This is a genomic window from Brevibacillus sp. NRS-1366 (assembly GCF_050467985.1).
This window is the reverse complement of sequence record NZ_JBITPN010000060.1, coordinates 91,262-116,628: the sequence shown is the minus strand read 5'-3', so window position 1 is coordinate 116,628 and position 25,367 is coordinate 91,262. Positions and strand designations below refer to the sequence as shown.

Annotated in this window: 23 protein-coding genes and 1 other annotated feature; of the genes, 1 reads left to right on the top strand and 22 read right to left on the bottom strand. The window is 48.8% G+C overall.

The features are described 5' to 3' along the window. Positions 1 to 2: 2 nt before the first annotated feature. The 13 genes from ACIFQN_RS33250 to ACIFQN_RS33190 all read right to left on the bottom strand — a co-directional run bounded on the left by ACIFQN_RS33250 (position 3) and on the right by ACIFQN_RS33190 (position 15,673). Entirely contained in the window at positions 3 to 1,046 is a 1,044-nt protein-coding gene (locus ACIFQN_RS33250; protein WP_429837337.1) for a rod shape-determining protein, read from the bottom strand. A 37-nt stretch (positions 1,047 to 1,083) separates the two neighbouring features. Beyond that, on the bottom strand, positions 1,084 to 1,782 hold the full coding sequence (gene radC / locus ACIFQN_RS33245) for a RadC family protein (RefSeq protein ID WP_429837336.1): 699 nt from the start codon (positions 1,780 to 1,782) through the stop codon (positions 1,084 to 1,086). 102 nt (positions 1,783 to 1,884) lie between these two features. Next, positions 1,885 to 2,478, bottom strand: coding sequence for a Maf family protein (locus tag ACIFQN_RS33240; protein WP_429837335.1), 594 nt, complete (start codon positions 2,476 to 2,478; stop codon positions 1,885 to 1,887). 8 nt (positions 2,479 to 2,486) lie between these two features. Beyond that, positions 2,487 to 2,726, bottom strand: coding sequence for a DUF4321 domain-containing protein (locus ACIFQN_RS33235; RefSeq protein WP_429837334.1), 240 nt, complete (start codon positions 2,724 to 2,726; stop codon positions 2,487 to 2,489). A 163-nt stretch (positions 2,727 to 2,889) separates the two neighbouring features. Continuing rightward, positions 2,890 to 4,155, bottom strand: a complete 1,266-nt coding sequence (locus ACIFQN_RS33230; RefSeq protein WP_429837333.1) for a hypothetical protein — start codon at positions 4,153 to 4,155, stop codon at positions 2,890 to 2,892. Positions 4,156 to 4,218: 63 nt separating this feature from the next. Then, positions 4,219 to 4,713, bottom strand: a complete 495-nt coding sequence (locus ACIFQN_RS33225) for a prepilin peptidase (RefSeq protein WP_429837332.1) — start codon at positions 4,711 to 4,713, stop codon at positions 4,219 to 4,221. A 126-nt stretch (positions 4,714 to 4,839) separates the two neighbouring features. Beyond that, positions 4,840 to 5,835: a ketoacyl-ACP synthase III gene (locus tag ACIFQN_RS33220; protein ID WP_429837331.1), complete on the bottom strand. Its 996-nt coding sequence runs from the start codon at positions 5,833 to 5,835 to the stop codon at positions 4,840 to 4,842. Positions 5,836 to 6,000: 165 nt separating this feature from the next. Continuing rightward, complete coding sequence (gene murC, locus ACIFQN_RS33215) at positions 6,001 to 7,383, bottom strand: UDP-N-acetylmuramate--L-alanine ligase (RefSeq protein WP_429837330.1); 1,383 nt, start codon at positions 7,381 to 7,383, stop codon at positions 6,001 to 6,003. A gap of 1 nt (position 7,384) precedes the next feature. Then, positions 7,385 to 8,758, bottom strand: a complete 1,374-nt coding sequence (locus ACIFQN_RS33210) for a bifunctional folylpolyglutamate synthase/dihydrofolate synthase (protein WP_429837329.1) — start codon at positions 8,756 to 8,758, stop codon at positions 7,385 to 7,387. Between the two features lie 43 nt (positions 8,759 to 8,801). Beyond that, positions 8,802 to 11,474 (bottom strand): valine--tRNA ligase, encoded by a 2,673-nt coding sequence (locus ACIFQN_RS33205; RefSeq protein ID WP_429837328.1) that lies wholly within the window; start codon positions 11,472 to 11,474, stop codon positions 8,802 to 8,804. Between the two features lie 42 nt (positions 11,475 to 11,516). Then, positions 11,517 to 11,756: a binding site (T-box leader), on the bottom strand. A 68-nt stretch (positions 11,757 to 11,824) separates the two neighbouring features. Further along, the gene (locus ACIFQN_RS33200) at positions 11,825 to 12,148 is read right to left on the bottom strand and encodes an STAS domain-containing protein (protein WP_429837327.1); all 324 of its coding nucleotides are present in this window, start codon (positions 12,146 to 12,148) and stop codon (positions 11,825 to 11,827) included. 118 nt (positions 12,149 to 12,266) lie between these two features. Next, positions 12,267 to 13,505 (bottom strand): ATP-binding protein, encoded by a 1,239-nt coding sequence (locus tag ACIFQN_RS33195; protein WP_429837326.1) that lies wholly within the window; start codon positions 13,503 to 13,505, stop codon positions 12,267 to 12,269. 74 nt (positions 13,506 to 13,579) lie between these two features. Next, entirely contained in the window at positions 13,580 to 15,673 is a 2,094-nt protein-coding gene (locus tag ACIFQN_RS33190; protein ID WP_429837325.1) for a PP2C family protein-serine/threonine phosphatase, read from the bottom strand. Positions 15,674 to 15,889: 216 nt separating this feature from the next. Here ACIFQN_RS33190 and ACIFQN_RS33185 point away from each other — a divergent pair, with 216 nt between their 5' ends. Then, the gene (locus ACIFQN_RS33185) at positions 15,890 to 16,072 is read left to right on the top strand and encodes a hypothetical protein (RefSeq protein WP_429837324.1); all 183 of its coding nucleotides are present in this window, start codon (positions 15,890 to 15,892) and stop codon (positions 16,070 to 16,072) included. 44 nt (positions 16,073 to 16,116) lie between these two features. Here the strand turns inward: ACIFQN_RS33185 and ACIFQN_RS33180 are convergent, their stop codons facing one another. From ACIFQN_RS33180 to ACIFQN_RS33140, 9 genes are all read right to left on the bottom strand, one after another. Next, complete coding sequence (locus ACIFQN_RS33180) at positions 16,117 to 17,112, bottom strand: hypothetical protein (protein ID WP_429837323.1); 996 nt, start codon at positions 17,110 to 17,112, stop codon at positions 16,117 to 16,119. Beyond that, positions 17,099 to 18,097: a phosphotransferase gene (locus ACIFQN_RS33175; RefSeq protein WP_429837322.1), complete on the bottom strand. Its 999-nt coding sequence runs from the start codon at positions 18,095 to 18,097 to the stop codon at positions 17,099 to 17,101. The genes ACIFQN_RS33180 and ACIFQN_RS33175 overlap by 14 nt, the downstream gene beginning before the upstream one ends. Before the next feature lie 13 nt (positions 18,098 to 18,110). Further along, entirely contained in the window at positions 18,111 to 19,814 is a 1,704-nt protein-coding gene (locus ACIFQN_RS33170) for a LysM peptidoglycan-binding domain-containing protein (protein WP_429837321.1), read from the bottom strand. Positions 19,815 to 19,904: 90 nt separating this feature from the next. Further along, positions 19,905 to 21,314 carry a protoporphyrinogen oxidase gene (hemY, locus tag ACIFQN_RS33165; protein WP_429837320.1) on the bottom strand — a complete coding sequence of 470 codons (1,410 nt, stop codon included), beginning with the start codon at positions 21,312 to 21,314 and terminating at the stop codon, positions 19,905 to 19,907. Positions 21,315 to 21,327: 13 nt separating this feature from the next. Continuing rightward, entirely contained in the window at positions 21,328 to 22,260 is a 933-nt protein-coding gene (gene hemH, locus ACIFQN_RS33160) for a ferrochelatase (RefSeq protein WP_429837319.1), read from the bottom strand. Positions 22,261 to 22,278: 18 nt separating this feature from the next. After that, on the bottom strand, positions 22,279 to 23,316 hold the full coding sequence (gene hemE, locus ACIFQN_RS33155) for a uroporphyrinogen decarboxylase (RefSeq protein ID WP_429837318.1): 1,038 nt from the start codon (positions 23,314 to 23,316) through the stop codon (positions 22,279 to 22,281). A gap of 139 nt (positions 23,317 to 23,455) precedes the next feature. Further along, complete coding sequence (locus tag ACIFQN_RS33150) at positions 23,456 to 24,304, bottom strand: DUF4097 family beta strand repeat-containing protein (protein ID WP_429837317.1); 849 nt, start codon at positions 24,302 to 24,304, stop codon at positions 23,456 to 23,458. Between the two features lies 1 nt (position 24,305). After that, on the bottom strand, positions 24,306 to 24,857 hold the full coding sequence (locus ACIFQN_RS33145) for an HAAS signaling domain-containing protein (protein ID WP_429837316.1): 552 nt from the start codon (positions 24,855 to 24,857) through the stop codon (positions 24,306 to 24,308). Positions 24,858 to 24,950: 93 nt separating this feature from the next. Beyond that, positions 24,951 to 25,271, bottom strand: a complete 321-nt coding sequence (locus ACIFQN_RS33140; RefSeq protein ID WP_429837361.1) for a helix-turn-helix domain-containing protein — start codon at positions 25,269 to 25,271, stop codon at positions 24,951 to 24,953. Positions 25,272 to 25,367 lie beyond the last annotated feature (96 nt).

Genomic DNA, 25,367 nt, shown 5'->3' with positions numbered 1-25,367 from the left:
GTTTATTTACCCCGTTTTTGTCGGGAAGAGGTGATCCCATGCTTTGACTTGAACAGATGAATGTTCTCCAAAGCACGTCCAGTGCCAATAGCTACACAGTCCAGTGCGTTCTCTGCGACGTGTACAGGCATACCTGTTTCTTTGGCCAACAAGCGATCCATATTGCGCAGGAGCGCTCCCCCACCAGTCAGTACAATCCCGCGGTCCATGATGTCGGCCGCCAGCTCTGGAGGACTTTTCTCCAGCGTAACCTTCACTGCTTCTACGATATTCGCTACTGTTTCTGCCAAAGCTTCCGCAATTTCCGTACTGCTCACAGAGAGCGTTTTTGGCAGGCCTGTTACCAGGTCACGACCGCGAATATCTACATTCTCAGGCTCTTCTGGCGCGATCGCAGAACCGATCTCCAGCTTCAGCGTTTCCGACGTCCGTTCACCGATCATTAAATTGTAACGACGCTTGATATACTGCATAATCGCTCCGTCCATTTCATCTCCGCCCACACGAATGGAGCGGGAAGTAACAATCCCGCCTAAGGAAATGATGGCAACTTCTGTAGTACCGCCACCGATGTCGACTACCATGCTACCGGTAGGCTCCCATACAGGCAAATCCGCTCCGATTGCTGCTGCGAATGGCTCCTCGATCGTATATGCTTCTTTGGCACCGGCCTGTTTCGTAGCATCTTCTACCGCACGTTTCTCTACCGCCGTAATACCCGATGGCACGCAAACCATGACATTCGGGCGACGGCTGAACAGACCTTGATTTTTTTGTGCCTGATTAATAAAATAGCGCATCATTGTTGCGGTTGTGTCAAAGTCAGCGATAACACCGTCTTTCATTGGTCGAACAGCGACAATGTTTCCTGGCGTACGGCCAATCATGCTTTTTGCCGCATTTCCCACCGCTTCAATCGAATTGTTATTGGTACGAATTGCCACCACAGACGGTTCCCGTACGACAATTCCTTTTCCTTTCACAAAAACAAGTGTATTGGCAGTGCCGAGGTCAATCCCCAAGTCACGTGTAAATCCTCCGAACATAAAAAAACTCCTTCCGATATTTTACAATTGCAAGCAATTATAAGTACCCCTGCTCTTTTAAGCTGACGTACTTGCCATCCCCTATGATCACATGATCCAACAAGGAGATTCCCACCAACTCACCCGCTTCACGCAGCGTATGCGTAATCGCGATGTCTTCCCTGCTTGGCGTAGGATCACCACTCGGATGGTTATGTAGGCAAATCACTGATGCGCTGCTGCGACGGATCGCTTCTTTGAAGACTTCTCTAGGGTGCACGATGGAAGCGTCCAGGCTGCCTACAAAAATGGTCTGCTTGCCAATCACGTGGTTCTTGGTATTGAGAAAGAGACAGACAAAATGCTCTTGTGTCAAATGGGCTAGCTCCGATGACATCAGGTCGGCTACATCACGGGGTAATCGGATAGAAACCCGACTCTGACGAGGGACACCAACTAGTCTGCGCCCAATTTCAAACGCAGCATGCATCTCAATCGCCTTGACCGGACCGATTCCTTTTATCTCCGTTAGCTCTGCATGAGAGGCCTCGGCCAATCCTCGCAGGTCGCCAAACCTGGATAATAGCCGTTGAGCTAGCTCATAGGCAGTCTCTTGTTCCCTGCCTGTCCGCAGTAAAATGGCAAGAAGTTCTGTATCAGACAAACGGACTGCTCCTTCTCGAAGCAGTCGCTCCCGAGGACGTTCATAGTAAGGGACGTTTTTTACGGTTATTTTGTTACAGGTATTTGTTGCCATTTTTCAAACGCCTCCAGCCATTTTCACATTTGTCGGAACGGCTGGCATCGGTGACGATTAACGAAAAGTATGGCCGTTGCCGCTTGACCTCAAGCAAAACAACTACAAAACCGTAACACCAAAACGAGTGAGCATATTTGCAGTCAAACACAACGGAAGACCTACAACAGTAAAATAGTCCCCCGTAATCCCTTCCACGATCGTGGCGCCAATGCCCTGAATTGCGTAGGAACCTGCTTTGTCCATTGGCTCTTTGGTAGCAATGTAAGACTCAATCTCTGTTTCTGAGAGCGGTCGAATCTTTACCTGGGTATGACTATACGATACTTCCTCACGCTTCGTTGCAGCATCAAGTAACGCCACTCCGCTGTAAACGGTATGCTCCTGGCCTTGCAGCATAGAAAGCATCCGAAATGCATCACTCTCGTCCACTGGCTTTCCTAAAATCTGCCCCTGATAAACAACAATTGTATCCGACCCCAGTACAATGCCTTCCGTCAGCCGCTGTGCAACAGCCGCTGCCTTGCGCAAGGATAACTCTTTCACCACTTGTTCTGGTGATAGGCCCGAAGCCGTTGTCTCGTCCACATCGCTGGTCATAACCTCAAAAGAAATGCCAAGGTTTTGCAATAACTCTCTGCGACGAGGTGAGGATGAAGCTAGAATGAGAGATGTTGATGTGTTCGTTTCCGTCATTTTTCACCCTACTTTATTCGTCGATGTATCCAAAATGCGAGGGCGAGCCCTCCGATACTGGCTAGATTTAGTTTTACCTGAAAGTTCAGGTTGTACTTCAAAATCTCTAAATCTGCCGCAGGTGACCATGTTATCATTTTGCTCTTGGCCAGAAAAGGGACCCAGGGACCCAAAATCTCCCCGATAATACTACCGCACAATAGTCCACTGACCAACAGAAACAACAGCATAAGCGTTTCTTTCCCCATAGCTTCCCCATCTCCCTTTCTAGAAGGGATTCTCTTTTTGCCATCAATAAGTTTAGCAAATGGGAAGAGGTGAAACAATCCCTGATTGCTCTTGGTAGTTACTGTATATAAAGAAAAGACTCCCTGCAAGAAAACATTGCGGAAGTCTCATGCACTCTGTAGCCTATTTATTGTTTTCAATCTGTTGGAGTAGGCCCAAGTAGCTCTCCAAATAGCCGAGAACACCTGCCTGTACTTGCCACGCATAGGATTCTGCGCTCTCCGCCTTTTTGCCCGCATTCGCTTCTGCCATTTTTTCTCGGGCAGCAATTGCCTGATTGATGCCATTTACCATCCCAGTAAAATGGGTTTTCCACTCATCTGGCACCTTCACCAATCGGCTTTCTTCCAGAAATTGACGATGCTGTTCTTTGAGCGCAGACGTCTCTTCCGGTGAAGAGTTTAACTGTCCTGTCGTAATAATCAGGCCGGAATGAGCGGATAATGTTTGCGTCAGCCCGACACCATTAGCAAAAAAGGCACCGAGGTCAGGACTTGCCGTGGCTCCTTGGGCTTTTGCAACAGGAATCGTTCCTTGAAAAGCCGGAAAAGAAAATTCTTTCACATAAACATCCATCCCTTTATTCTTCAAGCTGGCTGCAAATCCCAGAACGGCATCTCTTGTCGGCGCCGCCGCCGCAAACATGTACTGCTTGGCGCTGTCTTTATAGAGCAAATGAGGAATCCCTAACTTGTCGAGCGGCCCCACCACTGAATCCGGTGCAGCTTCCCTTTGGAATACTCCGGCTTGTGCGACAAACATTTTAACCTCAGGCAGCTGCAGGGGGACGTCACTTTGCGGACCGCCAGCTGCAGTTGGAGCATTTCCTTTATTCGTACTCGCTGCGTCAGGCAAAACTGGCCCTATTATCGCCTGTACGTCTGTATCTGAGCCTTGAGCAGTCAGCGTCTGAACCGTATCTGTCAGAACCGAGCGATACGACTCAGAAAAATCTTCTTTGGAGAAGACCGTTAGGACGAGGAATCCGAACAGGAGACCGATTGCAATCGCTCCCCCGGTGGTTAGGACCGTATGGAGAAGAGGTCCCTTCGGAAAAGCGAGTAAGAGCCTGCTTGCCTTTCTTTTGCTAAACAGACTTTCCTCCTGCGTCTCCTCATGCAATTCGATTGGGTCCAGGCTCTCTTCCGCCTCTCTCGATGGCTCACGATCAGTAGTCATACTTCGCAATTGCATCATGCGATCGAGCGCCTCATTTCCTTTTTGAACAGGAGTAGGACCCATAAATGGAACGGGAGGCGGTTGAATCCGTACACGTGACGGCAGTTCTTTTGGCGTCCGTTGTTCAGTAGCGCCCTCTCTTTTTTGATCCCAAAACTTCCCGTTCATCTTCACCGTGACCTTGTTTCGTTTTTCTCCGCTCACAGTCATGCCCTCCCAGCAACAGGCTCTTTGTACTAGCTTACGTCTCTGGTGGACGTGTTATGACACATACTAGTAATTCTCGTAAAAGAAATCTAGCAAAAAAGAAAGCAATAGCAAGAGCATACCTACGGCCACAAAGGGAGCGAATGGCAACGTGCTTCCAGACCTCGCCCTGCTGAAGAACAGCAAGTAGAGTGTCGTCACAAGGGCTGCAAGACTCGCTGCCGTCAGAACAAATGCAAATGCCCTAAACCCTAGTGCATACCCAAGAAGTCCGAGCAATTTGGCATCTCCCATCCCGAATGCCGCTGGCCAAAACAAACTGAGAGAGACAAACAGGATCGTCAAAACCGCACCAGATACAATGCGCAAAAACCATGGATACGAAGGAAATAAAACGGTTGTCACAAGCGTTGTCAACATTAAACCGAGAAGGAGCACGCGATTGGGGATTCGCCTGTCGCACAGATCCGTCCACGCCAGATAGACACACAGCATGAGCAAAAGAACATAGATCAACAACTGCCCCAGCTCATTTTGTCCCAGCATAAAATCAAAGCCCATAGCCATCCGCTCCTTCTCTTCTACACAACGACCTTTATCACTTACTGCCTTTTGCAATGTAAGCCTTTTTGATGGCACAAAAAAAGCCGATCGGGCATACGCCCCCGTCGGCTTATCTGTCTTTCTCTATAGATCCCACGTGAGCAAAAGACCTGCGTGGACAAGACCACTCCCAAATCCATACAACAAGAGCGTATCGCCTGCTTTTACCTTTCCTTCTTGAATCCCCAGATCCAGTGCCAGCGGAATACTCGCAGCTGATGTGTTGCCGTAGTAAGCCAAACTGTAGAGAGTCTTTTCGATGGGGAAGTCACTCTTCTCACAAATGGATTCAATCATGCGTAAATTCGCGCTGTGCGGAATAAACCAGTCAACATCGCTCAAGCTTTTGCCTGCGCGGCTGACTACCTGCTCCATGCCTTTCGGAACCGTTGTCGCAGCCCATTTGTACACTTCCCTACCGTTTTGGACGATACATCCGTTCCCTGCTAAATCACGTCCATCCATTTGCCCAGACAAGCCGGAGCGGTAGACGTGAATTCCTCCGTCTCCTTTCGCTCCCAAATAAGCGGAATGAAAGCCAGAAGCTGCTTCATCCCCTTCTACCAAGACAGCCCCTGCTCCGTCGCCAAATAAAATACATGTCGTACGATCCGTGTAATCTGTCACTTTAGAGAGTGTCTCACCAGCCACAACCAGTACTTTTTTGTGCAAGCCAGAACAAATCATGGCATTTGCCACATGTAGAGCATAAGTAAACCCTGCACAGGTCGCTCCAAGGTCTATTGCCCCTGTCTGCTCAATGCCAAAATGCGCTTGAATTTGGCTGGCTACACTCGGAAAAGCGTAGTCGGGAGTGCTCGTAGCAACCAGAATCATATCAACATCGGTCACTTTTTTCTGATACGTATTTATCAATTTCTGAATGGCAGCGATAGCAAGATGGCTTGTGAATTGGTTTTCTTCTGCTATGCGCCGCTCGTGAATACCCGTTCTCTGGAGAATCCACTCATTCGAAGTCTCCACCATTTGTTCCAAATCTGCATTAGTCAAAATACGTTTTGGGACATAGGTGCCTATGGCGGTAATTCGCGCTTTACATGGGGATGAACTCATCTCCATAAGTGATCACCTCGTTTTATTGTTGTATGGGCTTTTATATAACTTGATTATAACACCAACTATTAGTATCTGGTACTAATTTTTTATGCAAATTTATGAACGGATGAAGAAAGACCTGAACCAACAATCTGGTCCAGGTCTTTCTAGCACGCATTTCAAATACAGTTATTTTCCCAGCTTCTCTGCAAGCCAGTAAGCTGATTTCCAAATATCCCCTGCTCCCATCGTCAAGACGAGGTCACCCGGCTTCAGATCTTTGAAGATTTGTTCCTGCATCTGTTCCTTCGTCGGGATGTACTGGGCCCGCGGATGGCTGTTGGTACGGATTTTCTCTACCAAGATCTCAGAAGTAACTCCCTCAATTTTGGGCTCTCCTGGAGGCGAATAGATGTCTGTGACAATCACCTCGTCAGCCTCGCCAAAAGCGCGACTAAACTCATCCATGAGAAAATAAGTACGGGTGTAGCGCTGCGGTTGAAAGACGGCGATAACCCGTCTTCCAGAAGCTCTCGCGCCATTTAAGGTCGCGATGATTTCCGTCGGGTGGTGCGCGTAATCATCTACAACGAGAATACCGCGTGCCTCCCCGATAATCTGAAAGCGGCGTTTCGCCCCACGGAAGGTGGTCAAAGCGGCCGTAATTTGTTCAAACGACAAGCCAGCGTCCAAGCAGACAATGATGGCAGCCAGCGCATTGGCAATATTATGCTTGCCTGGGACAGTGAGAGTGAGCTCTCCTAAAAGCTGATCTTGATGATAGATCTGGCACTTGCTGCAACGATCGCCGCACTCAATCTGAGCCGCACGGAACTCGGCCTGCCCGGCAACGGCTGGGTCGATTGAATACGTAATCACCGTCTCTGTTACGGACGGCAGCACTTCCCGCACATGCGAATCATCTATACACAAGATCGCTTTTCCGCCCGGTTTCAGGTGACTGAGAAATTTCACATACGCCTGTTTCAAATTATTGAAGTCACCATCAAAGTGCTCCAGATGATCCGGTTCAATACTCGTCACGATTTCATACATGGGCCGGTATTCCAAGAAAGAGCCGTCGCTTTCATCCGCCTCAGCAATGACAAAGTCACTCGTCCCCGCCTTGGCGTTGGTCCCAGCATTCATCAGCTCTCCGCCAATAATGAACGTCGGGTCTACACCACACTCTTCCAAAACGTGTGAAATCATAGAAGTAGTTGTGGTTTTGCCATGCGCTCCTGCTACCGCTACACCTGTCCGTTCATTCAAAATACGGGCGAGCATTTGGGAGCGATGCATGACCAAAATCCCTTCGGCTTCTGCTGCGACTACCTCAGGATTGTCTTTGGGAATGCTGGTGGAGTATACAATGATGTCTGCTCCCTCCACATGAGTAGCATTATGGCCGATATGAATGACCGCCCCTCTTGCTTCCAGCTTTTTCGCCAGATCGTTCATGGCGACATCTGAGCCGGTTACCTTGTATCCAAGGTCTATCAAGACGCGAGCAATGGCACTCATACCATATCCGCCGATGCCCACAAAGTGGACGTGCCTAGCCTGATCCACCCTATTCACCTGCCTCTTCTACTGTAGTGGGAAAGAATGCGCGTACTTGGGCGATGAAGTAGAGCGAACCGCAGACAACTAGCCAGTCATCCGCTTTCGCCGATTGCTTCTGCCGCATCCAAGAAATAAGAAATGCTCGCCAATCAGAAGCCGTATCGAGAAGTTCCTCTTCCCAGCCGCCTGATTGAAATGCATCGTGCAAAGCTGTAGCGTCAGCCGCACGCGGAAAGTCAAATGTCGTCACATGTATAGATTCGATGCGGGGTTTTAGCGGTGCTAGCGTCTCTGCCATTTTCGACAACGGCTTATCTAACAGCCCTGAAAAAAGCAGATGCAAGCGTTTCCCCTGTGGCAACAAACGATCCAGACTGCTTACGAGCGCTTCCATCCCCTCTTGGTTGTGTGCTCCATCCAAGAGAACCAAAGGTCTTGGGGAGACTATTTCTAGACGACCAGGCCAACGCGTTTGTTGCAAACCTCGAAACAATTCCTCCTCTTCAAGCAAAAAAGAGAAATAGTTGCGAAGAACGTCAATTGTCATCAGGGCAATCGCAGCATTTTGTGTCTGATGAATTCCGTTCATCGTCAAACGGTAAGTGGACTCATGGCGTCTATGGATGCTGCTATATCGAATCTGTTGCTCGCCGAGCTGTTCCTCAAGCTGCTCCCCGTAAAAATCTTTTCCAAAGTGGTAGAGCGTACTTCGCGTTTCTTTTGCACGCTTCTGGAATACAGCGAGAATTTCAGGTCTGTTCTCTCCGGTAACAACAGGTACACCAGGTTTGATAATCCCCGCTTTTTCCCAAGCAATATCTACCAGATCGTTTCCCAGAACATTCGTATGATCAAGTCCGATGTTGGTGATGACGGAGACGAGAGGGATGACGACGTTTGTAGAATCCAAACGTCCGCCAAGCCCCGTTTCCCATACGACCACCGCTGGTCTTGCCACTCGCGTATAGTACAGAATGGCAATCAGCGTAATCACCTCAAACTCTGTAGGGGAACCAAACTCCGTCTCCTGCTCGCAGCGAGTGACCCAACCTTTAACTTCATTCACTAACTGTAACAAGTCTTCTTCCGGTATCATATTACCGTTGAAACGGATACGCTCCCGAAAGTCGATTAAATAAGGCGAGGTAAATGTACCTACACTGTATCCTGCTTCCATCAGCATCTGTGTAAGAAAAGCGCAGGTAGAGCCTTTACCATTTGTGCCTGCCACATGGATGAACGGCACCAGGCGCTCAGGGTGTCCTAGTTCTTCCAGTACCCATTGCATCCGATCCAGCCCTGGTCTTTGACCAAAGGCAAGAAGGCCATGCAGCCAGTCAAGCGCTTGTGTATAATCAACAAATTCTTCTTCTGCATGCATACCACAATGCTCCATTCTCAAAAATATGCGAGTAGCGAAAGGATCATTCGCCCTTCAGTTCGGCAAGCCTCGCAATCACTTTATCCCGCTTTTCCATGTAGTCAGCCATTTTGGCTTTCTCCTCTTCTACCACTTTCTCAGGTGCCTTGGCCAGGAAGCCGGCGTTGTTTAATTTTTTCTCGATACGTTCTACCTCGCCATGCAAGCCAGAAAGCTCTTTTTCCAAACGCTTCAGCTCTTGTTCGATGTCAATGAGACCTGCAAGCGGCAAGAATAATTCCGCCCCTGTAATAACAGCAGACATCGCTTTGTCCGGTGTCGTGAGCTGCTGATTGATTTCCAATCGCTCCGGATTGCAGAAACGAGCAATGTAATCTTCTCCGCGAGTCAGACGGTCTGCGGCGGATTCGTCGCTCGGCTTGATGAGCAGCTCAATTTTCTTGGACATCGGCACATTTACTTCCGCACGGATATTACGAACACTGCGGATGACTTCCATCAGGAGATTCATTTCGCTCTCTGCCTCGGTAAATACCCATTCTGGTTTTGCTGTTGGCCAAGCGGCTACCGTGATGCTCTCGCCTTGATGCGGCAGTGCCTGCCAGATTTCTTCCGTCATAAACGGCATAAACGGATGCAGCAGCCTGAGTGTCTGGTCGAGGACGGTAACGAGAACAGATTGAGTGGTCTTTTTCGCTTTCTCATCCGTACCGTACAGCGGCAGCTTTGCCATTTCGATGTACCAGTCGCACAGATCATCCCAGATGAAGTTGTAGAGAACACGGCCCACTTCCCCAAATTCAAAAGCATCAGAGAGACGAGTCACATCAGAAATAGTCGCTTGCAGACGAGAGAGAATCCACTTGTCAGGCGTGGAAAGCTCGCCGCTCGTGTCGATATCGTCATAGCTTACGTCAGTCAAATTCATCAATGCGAAACGGGACGCATTCCAGATCTTGTTGGCGAAGTTGCGATTCGCCTCCACCTTTTCCCAGTAAAAGCGTTGGTCGTTACCAGGAGAGTTTCCTGTTGCCAAAGTGAAGCGCAGAGCATCAGCACCGTACTTTTCAATGACTTCCATCGGGTCCACACCGTTACCGAGCGACTTGGACATCTTACGCCCTTCGGAGTCGCGGATAATGCCGTGAATCAATACCGTTTCAAACGGATTTTTTTCGGTAAATTCCAATCCACTAAACATCATGCGTGCTACCCAGAAGAAGATGATATCGTAACCTGTTACCAGTACATTCGTTGGATAAAAGTACTTCATGTCTTCGGATTCTTCCGGCCAGCCGAGCGTAGAGAAAGGCCATAATCCGGAGGAGAACCACGTATCGAGCACGTCATTATCCTGCTCCAGCTTGTGGCTGTGGCAGCTCGGGCATTCCATTACATTATCACGAGATACGATGGTTTCACCACAATCCCCGCAATACCATGCCGGAATCCGATGTCCCCACCAAAGCTGACGTGAAATGCACCAGTCTCGAATATTTTCGATCCAGCGCAAATAGTTTGTTTTGAAGCGCTCTGGCACAAACTTGACACTCTCTTCACTCGCTGCATTGGCCAGTGCCGTGTCAGCAAGCGGCTGCATTTTTACGAACCATTGCGTAGACAAATACGGCTCAACCACCGCATCACTGCGCTCACTATGACCTACCTGGTGTATGTGCTCCTCAATTTTAAACATAACGCCTTGCTCGCTCAGGTCTTTGATAATTTGCTTGCGGCATGCGAAGCGATCGAGACCTTTGTAAATGCCGGCTTGCTCGTTCATCGTACCGGATTCATCCATCACGACGATTTGCGGCAGTTGATGGCGCAGGCCAAGCTCAAAATCGTTAGGGTCATGGGCGGGCGTAATTTTAACCGCACCGGAACCAAACTCAGGATCAACGTAATCGTCCGCCACAATTGGAATTTCGCGTCCAACGATTGGCAGAATGACTGTTTTTCCGATCAAATGCTTGTAACGTTCGTCTTCTGGATGTACAGCTACCGCCGTATCACCGAGCATCGTCTCTGGGCGAGTCGTCGCGACTTCAATATGACCGCTCCCGTCCGCCAGCGGGTAGCGCATATGGTGCAGGGCACCCTTTACTTCCTTGTAAATAACTTCGATATCAGACAGGGCTGTACGTGCTGCCGGGTCCCAGTTAATGATCCGATTGCCACGGTAAATCAGGCCTTTTTCATATAAACGGACAAATACTTCACGAACAGCACGGGACAAGCCCTCATCCATGGTAAAGCGCTCGCGGGAAAAATCCAGAGCCAGACCCAGCTTCTCCCACTGCTCGCGAATGTGTGAAGCGTAAATATGCTTCCACTCCCATATTTTTTCCACGAACTTTTCCCGACCAAGATCGTGACGGGAGATTCCCTCTTCGCGCAATGTGGCTTCTACCCGTGCCTGTGTAGCGATCCCTGCGTGGTCCATCCCTGGCAAAAATAACGTACTGTATCCTTGCATCCGTTTCGTACGGGTGATGATATCTTGGAGTGTCGTATCCAGGGCGTGACCCAAGTGAAGCTTCCCCGTAACGTTCGGAGGTGGAATCACAATGGTAAACGGCTGTTTATTTGGGTCGCGGTGAGCTTTAAAGAATTCTTTTTGAATCCAATATGGATACCATTTGCTCTCTGCAGCTTTCGGATCATAATTTTTTGGCAAAAGCTGATCAATGTCTGGTGTTGGCTGTGTTGACATATGTGACTCCTCCTTGAAAAAGAAAATAAAAAAACCCCTCATCCAAAGGACGAAAGGATTATTTCGCGGTACCACCTTTGTTAACATACATCGTGCATCTATACCATGTATGTTCGCTCTGACAAGATAACGGTTGCGACCCGTTTCCAGCTAAGGAACTACCTTCACTGGAACAACTCCTGGGCGACCTTCAGTCATTTATCACCTTAGAGAATCTCGCAGCAACTGATTCTCCTCTCTGCCAAGGCATCCTGACCTACTCTTCCCGATCATCGTTGATTAGATATGTAGTTGACAGCTTAGTTCTACGTTATTATATACAATCAAGCCGTTTCGCGTCAAACCCGGTTTCACCCGGTTTCTTCCGCTTTTCCCACGGCGATGCCAAGTGCCTCCGTAAATCCAAGCACGCTTAGTATATCCAGTATTTCCTCACGAACATTTACAATTTCCACTTGTTTGCCCAAGGCAAGCAATTCTTTCGTTGTAAAAAAGAGACTGCCAATACCGGAAGAATCTACGAAGGAGACACCTTGAAAATCGACAGTAACGGTTTGGTTCCGCCCTCCATACTGCTGGATCAATTCACCTACTTGATCGCCAACAGCCATGTCCAACTCTCCAGCGAAAAATAACGTAGCCTGCCCGTTTGTCTCTGTTGCTCGGTAGTCCATGCTCTAACTCCTCTCAAAAGGTATCGGTACAACTGTCGTACTTTCTTTTCTACTCTTACTAACTATAGTACCCGCTCTCACTCACTTACAAACATTTGACACTTTCTCACTTTTCCCTTTATATGGAAATGCTGCATTCCAAAATTAGTTTCGTCCCCGCGAGCGAGCTGCCCATATACACGCGATCACAGAATTGCAGCATGACCTGAAATCCTGCCCCAAGGGAATGTCTTGTGGAAAAGCCTTGCTGCAGGGTAGCACGCGGTAAATCTTCCAAGACAATTCCCTGTCCGGTATCGTGGATGACAGCCCGGCATAAGGTTTGGTCAGTGGACAGATGCAGCGTGATCGTACCGCCGGTCCCATGCTTTAATGTATTGGATGCAGCCTCGTTCACCGCTACGATGAATTGCAGCAACCGCTTATCCGATAGTCCTACCGGCTCCAACGCACGCTTGAATGAGCGACGCAGCTCTGCGAGATGTTCCGGTGCTCGCAAATCCATGGAGAGAGATTTATGACCTTCGCGAAGCAAGAAAAACAATTCCTCGTCGCTTAGCAGAAGGAGCTTGCCTTTTGTAACAACCCCCAGGATGTCTCTGTAAATCTCCCATTCCCTGCTTCTGCGTCGTCGCTCTTCCAGAATGGCCGATGTGACGTCAATCAAAGCAATTCCACACGTCTGATCAGGCAGTGGTGAGGCATACACTTCGAATACCCTTTGCCCGTCTGAGGAGACAAGCTGTTCTCGGACCGATGAGCCTGACGCAGCCGCTTCCTCTACCAATCGGCCCATCTCCAGCTCGATGTCTCGGTCAGCACGATTGGAACCGATCGACCGGATTTTTCCTTCGTCATACAGATAAAGAAAAATCGTTTCGATCTGTCGCAATATGGACAGCTTTTGCAGCTCCTGCTTGATCAGACGCCCTCGTTTATCATCCCGATCTTTCCAATCTGTTAGTACGTCGGTCGGGTTCAACTCGTCACTCATGTGCCAATTGTGGAATTCATCCAGTAATAATCGTTCCAGTACTTCCTCTCGGCGCAGTACTTTTTCTATGTCAATCACGTAATAAGGAACACCTGAAATCCCACGCAGCCCACTGCCAATAATCCGGAAATCTGCGGCCAGCTCTACTTCCATACGTCCATGCAAAGACTGATGCTTGCTGTACAACCCAATCGCCGTCCGACTGACTGCTAAAAGGTGCGCTTCTGTTGCCTCCATTGTGGCGAGATTGGTAACGTGCACCGGTCTGGGCGGAAGTACTTTTTGTGCAGAGCCCCCTGAGCGCAGAGCATCCAGGCAATTACGACAACCAGGATTGTCCGGACACTGCTCACACAGAATCACAGTTCATCCTCCTATTCATTGACGTTTTTTCGCTGGAAAAATCTTGATTCATATTGTTCCGGTTGCTCTAGTTCTTATGTTAGAGGGTCAGAATGAAATTGAAGAATCAACACAGACATATCATCTAATTGTTTCTCACGACGGATCATCGTCCACAGAAACGATTCTACCTGATCGATGATCGCATCATTTGTGCTTCCAGGCTTGTCCCATAGCTCAGATAGTTCGTCAAGCCATAGTCGTAAGTAACGGAACACTTCTTTTCTTCCCGTGTTGATCAGCCCATCTGTGTAGATTAATAGGATTGCCTCTTCATGTAAGACTACTTCCTCGAGCGGGTAAGTGCTATCAGGCAAAAGCCCCAGACCTACACCGCCACTGCAGCCAAGGACCTTTTTCGCTGTTGCTGAGAGATAGAGTGGCTGCGGGTGGCCTGCACGGCTTAAAAGAAGCTTATGCTCCACACTATCATACACGGCTACCAGCATCGTGATGAATGAACGGGTTTTCGATAAATTTTCAAACAGTAGTTGATTTAACCGCTCCAATATTTCATCGGGAGACCAGCTTGTCTGTAAGACAGCTCTTGCCGCACTCGATATTCCCGTAGCCAGGAGGCTAGCGGGCAATCCGTGACCAGATACATCCGCCACGATAAAACAAACATAACGATCATCAATCCGAATATAATCAACATAATCGCCGCCAACATAGGTGATCGGGGCATACACCGTTCGTGCGCGCAAACCTTTGATTGTTAATTCTTCCGTGGGAATAAGCATCGACTGAATCCGCCTCGCCAGCCCCATTTCCGTTTCCATTACGCCAAGCGAAAGAGATTGATGCTCATGCAAGCAGCGCAGGATTAGCCCTCTCACGTTTACCAATAGCACCTGGAAAAAGGATTGCTCTAGCTCCGTACGCTCCTGATCAACGATCGCTATTTGTGCAATCAGGGCAACATAGCGGGGTGTCAATGACGAATCTCGCTGTTCGGATACAATAATGCGCTGTTCGACCTGATACAAATGGCCTCCGTAGCTTCTGGTGCCACGCTCCAAGCAATAGTAGATTTCTTTTTTCTCCGATTCCAGAGACACCTGCAAAAATGTCAGTGTATCCATTTTCGCAAACCACGTGTCCACGAGTTCCTCGATTACCTGCTGAAGTGTTTCATACGTCACCTCACGCAAGCTTTGCTCATTGCTGGCAACCAGCAAGTACTCATAGATTTGCTTGAGCCTGAGCACCTGCGACAGTTGCTCGTTCTGTAATTGTATCTGTGCCAGTTGATTTTGATATTTCTGCTCGAGATTGCTGGCAGCTACTAGGGTCTCATTCATCAGCACGTGATTGTCACGACTCGTAAAGTATACGCGAACCAGGCCGAACACGATTCCCGTACCCAGACCCACTCTACCATAATAAGGAATGTCCGGAATGGCAACCAAGGACGAAACGATGAAAATCAAGATAACTTGCACCATAATGGCATCTTGCTTGCCAAACTTCTGCCTATCAAACAGGTAGCGGTACTCTGTTTTCTCCATTTTTATCGTTTCAATGAGATCCAGACCACGGTGAGCCATGAACAGAAAAACAAGCGAAGCCGATATACACCCGACCATCACAGCTGAAGAAGCTACTGGTGTCATCATCGTTACTGCGATAAACAAGATTGTCGCAAACAGCAATCTCCCTCGGTTCGTTCGCACAGTACCCTGTAATTGACGTATAGCCAAAAGAACGCTGATCGCAGGTATGAGTAGATACAATCCGCCTTGCAAATAAACCATCACTGGAGAATCTCCATTTAGATGATTAGATATATCATGAAAAATGACTAAAAGCAAATAAGTCACGACTAATGCTGCCGTGTCGAGTACCATTTTCCATCGTTCATAGAAAGGATGAGACGAAAGAGGAAACACATGCAGCGACCGGAGAAAAAAAACATACGTAATCAAGGAGATCGAAAGGCCCAGTCTTTGGAGCCACCACATAGGGGACAGTGCGAGCAAACTTCCGATGCACCAGGCTAATAGCCCGATTCCTTGCAAAAAAGAAACATCATCCCACCACTGCGCTTTCTTCCCTTTTCTCGACAATAGCGCAATGCAGACGCTCCCCCCGCTTCCTAACCCGTAAACCAATGCTTCCCACATCATTTTAATCACCTTTACACATGAGTCCTGTCCTATCTGCCCTTTTACCTTCCCTTTTGGCTGACCCTTTAAACCTTTATCTCTTCGCCTGTCCATTTCCTGCTGCATGGAGGAGAAAAGTCACTGCTGTCCCATTACAAATAAATTGTCACAACCATTCATTAATGTAATAGGCACTGTCCCAAGGTGCCGCGCATAAGCTGAAATGAGGTGATATTTATGAATTTTCGCTGGAAGTACAATCCTACCTATTTGCGAATCAAATACGGCTGCAAGCAGGTTTTGATTCCTTTACTTGTTTTTCAATTCGTCCGGACCATCCTCGTCCCTACTTCTTTTGATGTGATTTTGCTCGGCCTGCTTGCCTTGCTTTACGTCGCCATCGTATTAGATTGGTTATGAATAAGTTCAAAAAAACAACGCCCCACGCGGTGAGACGTTGCTCATTAAAATGCTTGCTGGACCCAGCGATGCAGGCGCATCAGGCGGTCCATATTTTTTTCCAGACGTTTCACCGCGAAAAGCTCACTCCAATCTCGCCGACCGTTGTAATAAATATCAACATCACGCATGATGCGCTCCGGATAGGAGAGAAAAGCTGCGAGAAGTTCGATCTCCTCGGGACGTAATGGAAAAATAGCAGCGTAGCGGTGAAACAATTGAGAAGCGCCGATCTCATCTCCAGCCATCTGAAAATACGTTCGGTAAAATAAAGTCAGATCTCGAATTGGCGTATCAAAAGCAGCACGATCAAAATTAAGCAGCTTCCCTTTTCCCAAGCGATCCGGTACCACATGCGCGGGATGGGGGTAACCGTGAATGAGCGACAAGCGAAAATGGGCATGTGTCTCGTGCCTCTCTCGCCAATCTGTTAGAAGCTCCGTCGCCGTGTCGGCCATTTCTGCGATAAATGCTTTGTTTGCGAGAAATACCAAATCAAACGGCGATTGATAGGGACGCTCCTGGGCAACTACAGCAGCTTTTTCCATCTGATTTTGCCAGTACTGCCAGCGATTGAGCAGCGAGTCGATTAACGGCTCCACTTGTCTCGGATCGTCAAATTTGTAGTTTTGCGTCAAATGATGCAGCTCGGCTAATCGTTCCAGCATCGGGGTTGCCCAGGCCAATGGCTCATCTGCCCACTGCTCGCTTCCTGGCTGCCAGGCTGTCAAATAATAAGCTTGCTCCCCTAGCTCAACAAACGGATCATCAAACTTGGTGTAAATAAAAGGGACAGCGCCATCCCATCCACGATGCTGCAATTCACGAAGCACATCGCTTACAAACAGCAGACGTTGCCCGGATACCTTTGATCGTTTGCAGACATATGAGCCATAAGGAGTCGCTGCCTTAAATACGTTTGGTTCTTTTAAGACATTGATTGTCTGCGCAAACATATCGTACTCCTGAAACAACGGAAATATTTCCTCAAAGCGGCTCATGTACTCCATCACTCCTTGATCGCTCGGCCCGATCGGCAATATGACGTAGCAAAATGTCTACCGCCTGCTGACTTTGCAAGGCCTGTTCAATACCCGTTACATGCACCTCCTTATTTCTCAAGACGCGTTTTACATAATCCTCTACACTCCTCCACACTTCCCGGGGCCTGGCCATGAAGGCGAGCATTAACGTGTAATCGGTGTATTGAAGTGGTTTTACTTCTTCATATCCGTCCAAAAAGGAATCGACCTGACGAAGGTCTTTATGAGTCATATACATGTCCCGTAAATAACTCGCCACATCTCTTTGTTGAATGGAAAGCGACGGACGAAAGAACCCGCGAAGGTACAGCTTGCCATTCACCATGCCCCAGTTGTCACGCAGCAAATCCCGGTGAGCGACACTGATGGACTCAGGAGTAATACTTTCATGGGATAGCATCGTTGCCGAGCGCTCCAGCCTTTGTAATAGCGGAGTCATCAACTCGGCCACCCAACGCATTTCCCCCTTTTCACTACCGAATTTACCGCGATAGGATTCTACTACGGCTTTGGCATGGGCCCATTTTGATTCAGCATTCATCTGCTCCTGTTTCAAATAATCGGCTCCAGCAAGCAACGGGCTTTCCTGTTGGGACAAGTGCATCATAGCGACGACACGACCGCTTTGCCTGGCGAAATCTTCCCCGGGTAAACACGCTTCAATGTGCCTCAGGTGATCCGTCATCGTGACTCCCTGTTTGCCTACGACCAAAAATGGCTTGGCCTCGCGGGTACGTATGAACCGTTCCAACTCACGAAAGCCTTGGCGAGCCAACCGTTCTCGCCAAGAAAATGACCAGCGCATCACATCGACACGTGGCCAAATGTGCAGTTCTTTCGGGCCGCGGTTCGTCTCCAGTAAATAGCAGTCATCGAGCGGCGTGACACGAATCACGCGCGCTCGATAGTGCTGACAAACCTCTGAAATGTCGATCTTGTCCACGGTCCCACACTCCTCACTGTGGAATGTACAGGATTTGTCCGGCGACAAGTTGCTCGGTAGCCAACCTGTTCACTTCCACGATCTTGGAAACCGGTAAGGAATAACGTTGGGAGATATGCTCCAAGGTCTCGTCACGCTGAATAATGCACATTTTCAATTGACTGGTCCGCTCTTCTTTGCGTTTGACAAAAGATGTGAGATTTTGCATTGCTTCTGCTGTAGTAGGCGCGGCAGAGGAAGCCATCCCTTTACGTGAAGAGCTGGACGACGATTCCGCTTCTGCTGCTATGGCATCTTGCTTGGCACGGGTTGCTTGGGAAAAGATCGAGGTAATGTTCACATTGCCCGCCTCTTCTCGAGAGGCTTTGCCCGAAATAGCCACGCGCAACTCTATCTCATCATTTTCTTCTGGTTCAGCGATTACCGGTTCGGCAGCAGTCTGAGCTTCCTCGCTCACTTCTTCCGCATCCGCTTCTTCAACTACTTCCGATACTCCTGATGCTTCATCTACTTCATATGCTTCATCTACTTTCGCTATTTCAGCTATTTCAGCTATTTCAGCTACTTCCGATGCTCTCGCTGCTTCTGCTGTTCCCTTTGATCCCGACATTTCTGCTATTTCCGCTGCTCTCGCCGCTTCTGCTGTTCCCGTTGATCCCGACACTTCTGCTATTTCCGCTGCTCTCGCCGCTTCAGGTGATTCAATCTGCTCACCGGCTACCTGCGTATAGGCAAGAGATTCCTGATCATGGATGGCAAGTACGGGTTCATCTTGTTCCTCTTCGTGGGCTCCAACGTCCGTCCACCGCTCCTCATGCTCCAATTCTACGGCCTGTATATCATAGGAGGGAGAATCATAAGAGGAATCATAAGAGGGTGATTCGTATGCGGCAGATTCAACTCCCCACGCCTCCCCTGCATCGGTAAGCTCCACATCCGTGATTTCCCCATAACTTTGACTAGAATATACCTCGGGGAAGGAAGTGGAGAGAGCCGGCGTATCATACATGGAGGTGGATTCAGCCGACTCATATGAGGCTGGTATTGTTTGCCTTTCCATTTCGTGTTCCAGTTCACTCAGCTTCTGCTCGATCTCATCCAGCGAAACTGGCTGAACCAGTTCATCCTGATCTTCCGCTGCTACCTGGGCAAATTCCCATGCCTGTTCTTGTCTTCCAGTCCCGGTTTCCTCATTTTCTTGATACGGGTGCGGCTCGTACTGGTACTGTTGAAACGGTTGCTGTTGTTCATGAACCTGCTGCACAAAGGCAATCCCCATGATTTTAAGCTCAGCATCAATCAGCATTTGATGGGGGGATTCTAGCTTGTAATCAAAGCTGTCCACAATTGCGTAGATGTCACCGATTTCAGCGATTCGCTCCAACGGGATCGTAATGTTCAGCGGAATGCGATGTCCGATTTGCTCCTCCCAGCCATAGTATCCTTCCTCCGCTTTTTCCTGACGAAACGGCGAAAACGTCATCGCTTCAATCAGGGTTTCCGTTCCGCCGCCATTGGACTCTGCGGCCTCCCTGATTGGCTCGTACTTACCGAATAATTGCAAGCAGCCGGTAATGGAGATGTAGGATTCGTTTTCCAACACCTCTACATCGGGAACCAATTCCAGCTCTTGCAATTCGCCTATTCCAGCTTTATCGGATGAGAGGAAAATGGTCTCCTTGATGGCAAACGAGAGAAGTCCATCCTGTAACGCCATTCGTGCTCCTCCTTTCAAGTGCAGGACATTTCCCTATACTATATGGACAGGACAGGCTGTTTAGCACCGGAAAAAAGGAAAAACCGGGGTTTATCTCCCCGGCCCGACAGAAGCTATCAATTCTGATACCGCTTTCTTTCCTTGATCAATACAATCGGGTACACCAACCCCGCTATACGAAGCACCTGCCAGCAGAACCCCAGGCAGGCTGGTTTGGATTTTCGCTTTTACTTCCTTTACCCATTCCAGATGACCAACCACGTACGGAATCGCATTTTGGAGGCGGGTCACTTTATAAAAATCAGGCTGCTTCGGAATGCTCATAATTTTTCGCAGATCGTGAAGCACTGTCTCCAGCACTTCTTCATCTGTCTGCTGCATAAAGGACTGCTCTTTCGCCTTACCCACGAAGCCGCGCAGTAGTGCTTTGTTATCGGGCGCTGTATGCGGCCATTTTCGGTGCGCCCATGTACACGCCGTAATTTTTGCACCAGAATGACGGGGAACAATAAATCCAGTTCCATCCATTCCGAAGTCGATTGATTTTTCGCTGAAAGCCATCGCGACTGTTGCGACCATGTGTGGCTTCGCTTGCGGCAAGGAAGGAACAGACACATACGGGCGCAGCAGCGGTTCGAGAGCTGCGTGCGGCAGCGTAAAGAGAACGGCATCCGTCTCCATGCTCTGTCCATTCTTCAGGATGAGGGAATATCCCCCGTTCTTCCGCTTCACTAGCTCTTGAACCCCTGTTCCTTTTTGAATGCTAGACGCAGGCAATCTTTCTTCAATTCCCTCGACCAACGATTCCAAACCATTTTTCAACGTCAAAAAGAGGCCTTTTGGTTTTCCTTGCCCATTGGCTTTCGGCCTGGAATGTTTCATCGCCAGAATCAAGCTGCGATGCTGCTTTTCCAACTGGGCGAATTGCGGGAAACTGGCGAGCAGACTAAGATTGTCGATGTCACCAGAGTATACACCTGAGAGAAGGGGTTGAATCAGGTTTTCGATGACCTCATCACCCAATCGGCGACGGAAAAAATCCCCTACAGAAATATCCCCATTCCCTTCCGACGCAGGAAGCACCAAGTCTGCGGCTGCCCGAATTTTCCCCGGCCAAGAAATCAGATCCGTACTCACAAACGGCATCAGCTTGGTCGGAACACCCATGACCGCTCCTTCTGGAATGGCGACAAGCTTGTCTTTGTGCCAAATATACGCTTGTCCCGTGCTATTGCGTACCAGGTCATCACTCAGCCCTAGGTCAACAGCCAGTTGCGCTGCACTCACTTTGCGCTCCAAAAAGGAGTCCGGCCCCTGCTCGATGACATAGCCCTCATGTCGCCACGTTTTGATCTTGCCCCCCAAGCGCTCTTGCTCCTCGATCAGCTGCAAACGAATGGGCAGGCCCCCTGCTTCAATTTCCCGCTGTAAGTAAAAAGCGGCGGTCAATCCGGTGATACCGCCGCCAACAATCGTAATATGGAAGGTTTTCTCGCTCATCTGATTCGATCCCCTAATTCGCCAGCTTCTTCCCGACAGCATCAGCCAGACAGGAGATAAAGGCTGGTCTGGCGTTTGGCATCGGAGGGCGATAGTAATGGACGCCGAGCTCATCTGTCACTTGTTTGCATTCAAAATCATTATCGTACAACACTTCCAAATGCTCAGCAATAAAACCGACAGGGCAATAGACAAATGCCTTGTAGCCATGCGCGGCATGCAAGTCTCTGGTCAAATCCTGCACATCAGGTCCAAGCCAAGGCTCCGGTGTATTCCCAGCGCTTTGCCAGCCAATGGCAAAGTCCATGACACCCGCCTGTTCAGCAATCAGCTTGGCCGTCTCTTCAAGCTGTTGCGGATAGGGATCGCCTGACTTTAAAATTTTTTCTGGCAAGCTGTGTGCCGAAAAGACAACGACAGCACTCTCGCGGTCTTCAGTAGACACGGAAGCAAACGTATCCTTGATCGCGTTTACCCAGTAAGAAATAAAGCCCGGTTCGAGGTACCAGCTTTCAATGCTATGGATGACAGGACCGTTCACGGATTCCGAATGCTCTTTCGCGCGTCCATTGTATTCTTTTACACTATAGCTGGAGTAATGCGGTGCAAGCACGAGACTGATCGCTTCCTTGATTCCATCCCGCTTCATCTGGTCGACAGCATCCTCAACGAATGGAGCAATATGCTTCAGTCCCAAATAGCCTACGAACTCACGATCTGGGTAACGCTCATTCATCTCCCGCTCCAATGCGCTTACCTGCTCGTCCGTAATTTCGGCAAAACGGTTCACACCGCCTACAGCTTCGTATCGCTGGGTCAAATCATCCAACAGCTCCTGTGGAGGTTTGCGTCCTCTACGGATGTGGGTATAGTAAGGCTCAATTTCTTCGCGACTGCGCGGCGTGCCATACGCCATCAACAAGAGCCCTGTCTTTTGCTTGGACATTATGATTGCACCTCCTGGTTACACGTGACGTTTGTAACTATGGATGAACGCTGTCAGCTTTTGCAGCGTTTCGACTTTCGCGTCCGGGAATACACCATGGCCGAGGTTGAAAATGAATCCTGGCTGCTTGGTTCCTTCGTCCAGAATCTCTTTCGCTTTTCCTTCGAGCTTTTCCCAAGGGGCCAAAAGCAAAGTCGGATCCAGATTTCCCTGGAGGGTCTTGGTTACACCCATTTCTCTTGCAGTGGTAATCGACGTGCGCCAATCGAGACCAACCACATCAACAGGTAAACGGTTCCAATCCATGAGCAGGTGACCCGCTCCGATTCCGAAGTAGATCGTCGGTACATCGGTTTCTTTCAGTGCGTTAAAAATCCGAGTCATGACAGGAGTAATAAATTCACGATAGTCTTCGTCGTTCAATGCGCCTACCCAGGAATCAAACACCTGAACAGCTTGCGCACCTGCCTTGATCTGTGCTTTTAAATAAGTGATCGTCAAGTCACCCAGTTTGTCCATCAGCGCTTGCCACGCTGCTGGCTCTGTATACATGAAAGCCTTTGTCTTGTGGTAATGCTTGGACGGTCCGCCCTCAATCATATAGCTCGCGAGTGTAAACGGTGCACCCGCGAAACCGATCAGAGGAACGGAAAGCGTCTCACGCAAAATCTTGATGGATTCCAAAATGTAAGGAACATGCGTTTCCGGGTCCAAGTCGTCCAGCTTTTGAACATCTGCCAAGGATTCAATCGGATTGGCAATGACAGGGCCAATCCCAGACTCGATATTCACGTCGACACCAATCGGTTTGAGTGGTGTCATGATATCCGCAAACAGGATGGCTGCATCCACGCCAAGCTGTTCTACTGGCAGACGAGTTACTTCTGCACACACTTCCGGTATGTAATTCATTTCAAAAAAGCTATGCTTCGCACGAATAGCACGGTATTCCGGTTGATAACGTCCGGCCTGGCGCATGTACCATACAGGCACATGATCCGCCTTTTCCCCTCGGCATGCTTTCAAAAAAGTATCGTTAAATGGTTTTGCGGTCATGAAATAAACCTCTCCTTGCACAATAATCTTTCCCAATAATTATGATACCACGGCCCTTCCTCTAAAACGGGCTTTATTGTGTCAAAATCTTTTCGTTTCTCTGCTTCCAATCCTATCCACCATTCTTGCCAAACATCTCCTATTGAATGCGGATATCGCCTGTGGAACTCTCAACAGTTAAGGTGGGACCGCCCGTCCCAACTGACGCCTTCACCTGGTGTTCTTCCTTCTCTTCATAGGAAAGGGGCGACCACGAAGTCTTAATCGAGCCTGTATCGGTTGAAAGCTCGAGTTTGGCTGCGGTTGGTTGTTTCTCTGCTTTTACACGCACATCTCCAGTATCGGTTCGAATCGAAACATCATGAGCCAGCTCCGGCAAGACCAGTGAATCGATCTCTCCTGTTGAACTGTTAATCTCCAAGGCAGAGCGAACACCTGCAAGCTTCATATCACCAGTATCTGTCCGAATATCCAGTTTTTCTCCCGTGAAGCCATCCAGCTCGACATCTCCCGTGCTCGAAGAAATCTTCGCCTCTTTTGCTGTGAGAATTCCTGTTTTGATATCTCCGGTAGCCGTCTGCACCACAATTTTTTCATAGGTCTTCTCGGGTAAAAGCACCTGAATCTGAAGGCGGCCATTCACGGGAAAAAACAGATTGATGTGGAGTTTTTCTTGCACCTCCACTTTTAACGTGCCATCCGGGGTCACTTCCGTTACGAACTGCAAACTCTCTTTTTGATTCTCATTGGCTTCACCTAACAAGCGCACGCTCGCAGTAGGCAATTGGCTCGGGGTCACGACGACATCGGCCGTATCCGTGGTCAAATTCAGAGAAGTAAACGTTTCTTGTATGGTTCGCTGCTCATCTATCTGAGCTAATGAAAAAGAGAAATATTCCTGTTTCGAAAATAACCATACGAGTCCTGATGCGCCCAGTACAAAAAGCAGTAAACTGATTCCAAAAATCTTTTTTCCCCAATGCTTCATCTTATTTCCCCCTGATCAACTGCACATTGAACTGGAGGTACCTCAAGAAAAGACGGTACAGCCACTTCGTTAAACGCAGCAATCCCACTGCAAGCATGCCGCCAAGACCTAAGGAGGCCATACTTCCAAACAATAGAAAGAGCCGCTCATGCGACGGGACAGGGACTCCATACTGCAGGTAGATCCCGATCGGCGCCACCAAAAGCGAAAAGGAAACGGCATAGAAGGCTATTAACACACCGATTAGCCCCATAAATGGTCCCAAAACAAAAACGACGTTGAAAAACCCAAGACTAATGGTAGCGATGATTGCTCTCGTCATGTTACCGATAGAAGCGTTCGACTGCGCCTGGTCAATCCTGTAGCCTGCCAAAAGCTCTTTTGCCAGCAATTTGGGACTTCCTAGTCCTTCTGCTATCTCATGCTCGCTCTTGCCTTGTTTGACACCCATTAAAAAATGCTCGGTATAATCAGCAAGGATATCCAAACGCTCCTTGTCAGGCAAGCCACCGAGTAGCGTACCCAATTCATCCATAAACTCACGCCTCGTCATAACCGAGTCCCTCCCCTATGATCTGGTTGACACCACGGTTGAAGATCCGCCATTCCAAAATCAGATCGTTCATGTATCTGCGCCCCTGCACAGTCAGCTAGTGTATTTGCGCGGCGGTCCTTCTTGCGATTCCTTCAGGTAGAATTTTTCCGAAATACTGGCAACGAGTTCATCCAGGCGTTGCAAGTAATTCTGCAACACCTGTGAATGAATTGCTTTGTACTCGGGAAATTCCTGTTTCAACTGAGGCAATTCCCTTTGTTGCTTAGAATAGTACACGGATATACCTTGTTGTTTATATGCAAGCTCACGTTGTTCTTTCGCTATATTATAGAGTCCACGGCACATCTCTAATGTCCACATCAATTTTTGTTCCTGATCTGGCGTGGGATAAAGCCGAAACGGATAGGTGATTTTGCACAGGAATACACCCCCAAACTAGAACGTATATTCCGACTTTACCATAATGGAGTGGAAAAATGATACAAATTCCAACTATTCATCTTTCAC

Bases quoted from the DNA above. Each gene is read 5' to 3' on its own strand.
- ACIFQN_RS33250 (WP_429837337.1), bottom strand. From the start codon at position 1,046: ATGTTCGGAGGATTTACACGTGACTTGGGGATTGACCTCGGCACTGCC.
- radC (WP_429837336.1), bottom strand. From the start codon at position 1,782: ATGGCAACAAATACCTGTAACAAAATAACCGTAAAAAACGTCCCTTAC.
- ACIFQN_RS33240 (WP_429837335.1), bottom strand. From the start codon at position 2,478: ATGACGGAAACGAACACATCAACATCTCTCATTCTAGCTTCATCCTCA.
- ACIFQN_RS33235 (WP_429837334.1), bottom strand. From the start codon at position 2,726: ATGGGGAAAGAAACGCTTATGCTGTTGTTTCTGTTGGTCAGTGGACTA.
- ACIFQN_RS33230 (WP_429837333.1), bottom strand. From the start codon at position 4,155: ATGACTGTGAGCGGAGAAAAACGAAACAAGGTCACGGTGAAGATGAAC.
- ACIFQN_RS33225 (WP_429837332.1), bottom strand. From the start codon at position 4,713: ATGGGCTTTGATTTTATGCTGGGACAAAATGAGCTGGGGCAGTTGTTG.
- ACIFQN_RS33220 (WP_429837331.1), bottom strand. From the start codon at position 5,835: ATGGAGATGAGTTCATCCCCATGTAAAGCGCGAATTACCGCCATAGGC.
- ACIFQN_RS33210 (WP_429837329.1), bottom strand. From the start codon at position 8,758: ATGCATGCAGAAGAAGAATTTGTTGATTATACACAAGCGCTTGACTGG.
- ACIFQN_RS33205 (WP_429837328.1), bottom strand. From the start codon at position 11,474: ATGTCAACACAGCCAACACCAGACATTGATCAGCTTTTGCCAAAAAAT.
- ACIFQN_RS33200 (WP_429837327.1), bottom strand. From the start codon at position 12,148: ATGGACTACCGAGCAACAGAGACAAACGGGCAGGCTACGTTATTTTTC.
- ACIFQN_RS33190 (WP_429837325.1), bottom strand. From the start codon at position 15,673: ATGATGTGGGAAGCATTGGTTTACGGGTTAGGAAGCGGGGGGAGCGTC.
- ACIFQN_RS33185 (WP_429837324.1), top strand. From the start codon at position 15,890: ATGAATTTTCGCTGGAAGTACAATCCTACCTATTTGCGAATCAAATAC.
- ACIFQN_RS33180 (WP_429837323.1), bottom strand. From the start codon at position 17,112: ATGAGCCGCTTTGAGGAAATATTTCCGTTGTTTCAGGAGTACGATATG.
- ACIFQN_RS33170 (WP_429837321.1), bottom strand. From the start codon at position 19,814: ATGGCGTTACAGGATGGACTTCTCTCGTTTGCCATCAAGGAGACCATT.
- hemY (WP_429837320.1), bottom strand. From the start codon at position 21,314: ATGAGCGAGAAAACCTTCCATATTACGATTGTTGGCGGCGGTATCACC.
- hemH (WP_429837319.1), bottom strand. From the start codon at position 22,260: ATGTCCAAGCAAAAGACAGGGCTCTTGTTGATGGCGTATGGCACGCCG.
- hemE (WP_429837318.1), bottom strand. From the start codon at position 23,316: ATGACCGCAAAACCATTTAACGATACTTTTTTGAAAGCATGCCGAGGG.
- ACIFQN_RS33150 (WP_429837317.1), bottom strand. From the start codon at position 24,304: ATGAAGCATTGGGGAAAAAAGATTTTTGGAATCAGTTTACTGCTTTTT.
- ACIFQN_RS33145 (WP_429837316.1), bottom strand. From the start codon at position 24,857: ATGACGAGGCGTGAGTTTATGGATGAATTGGGTACGCTACTCGGTGGC.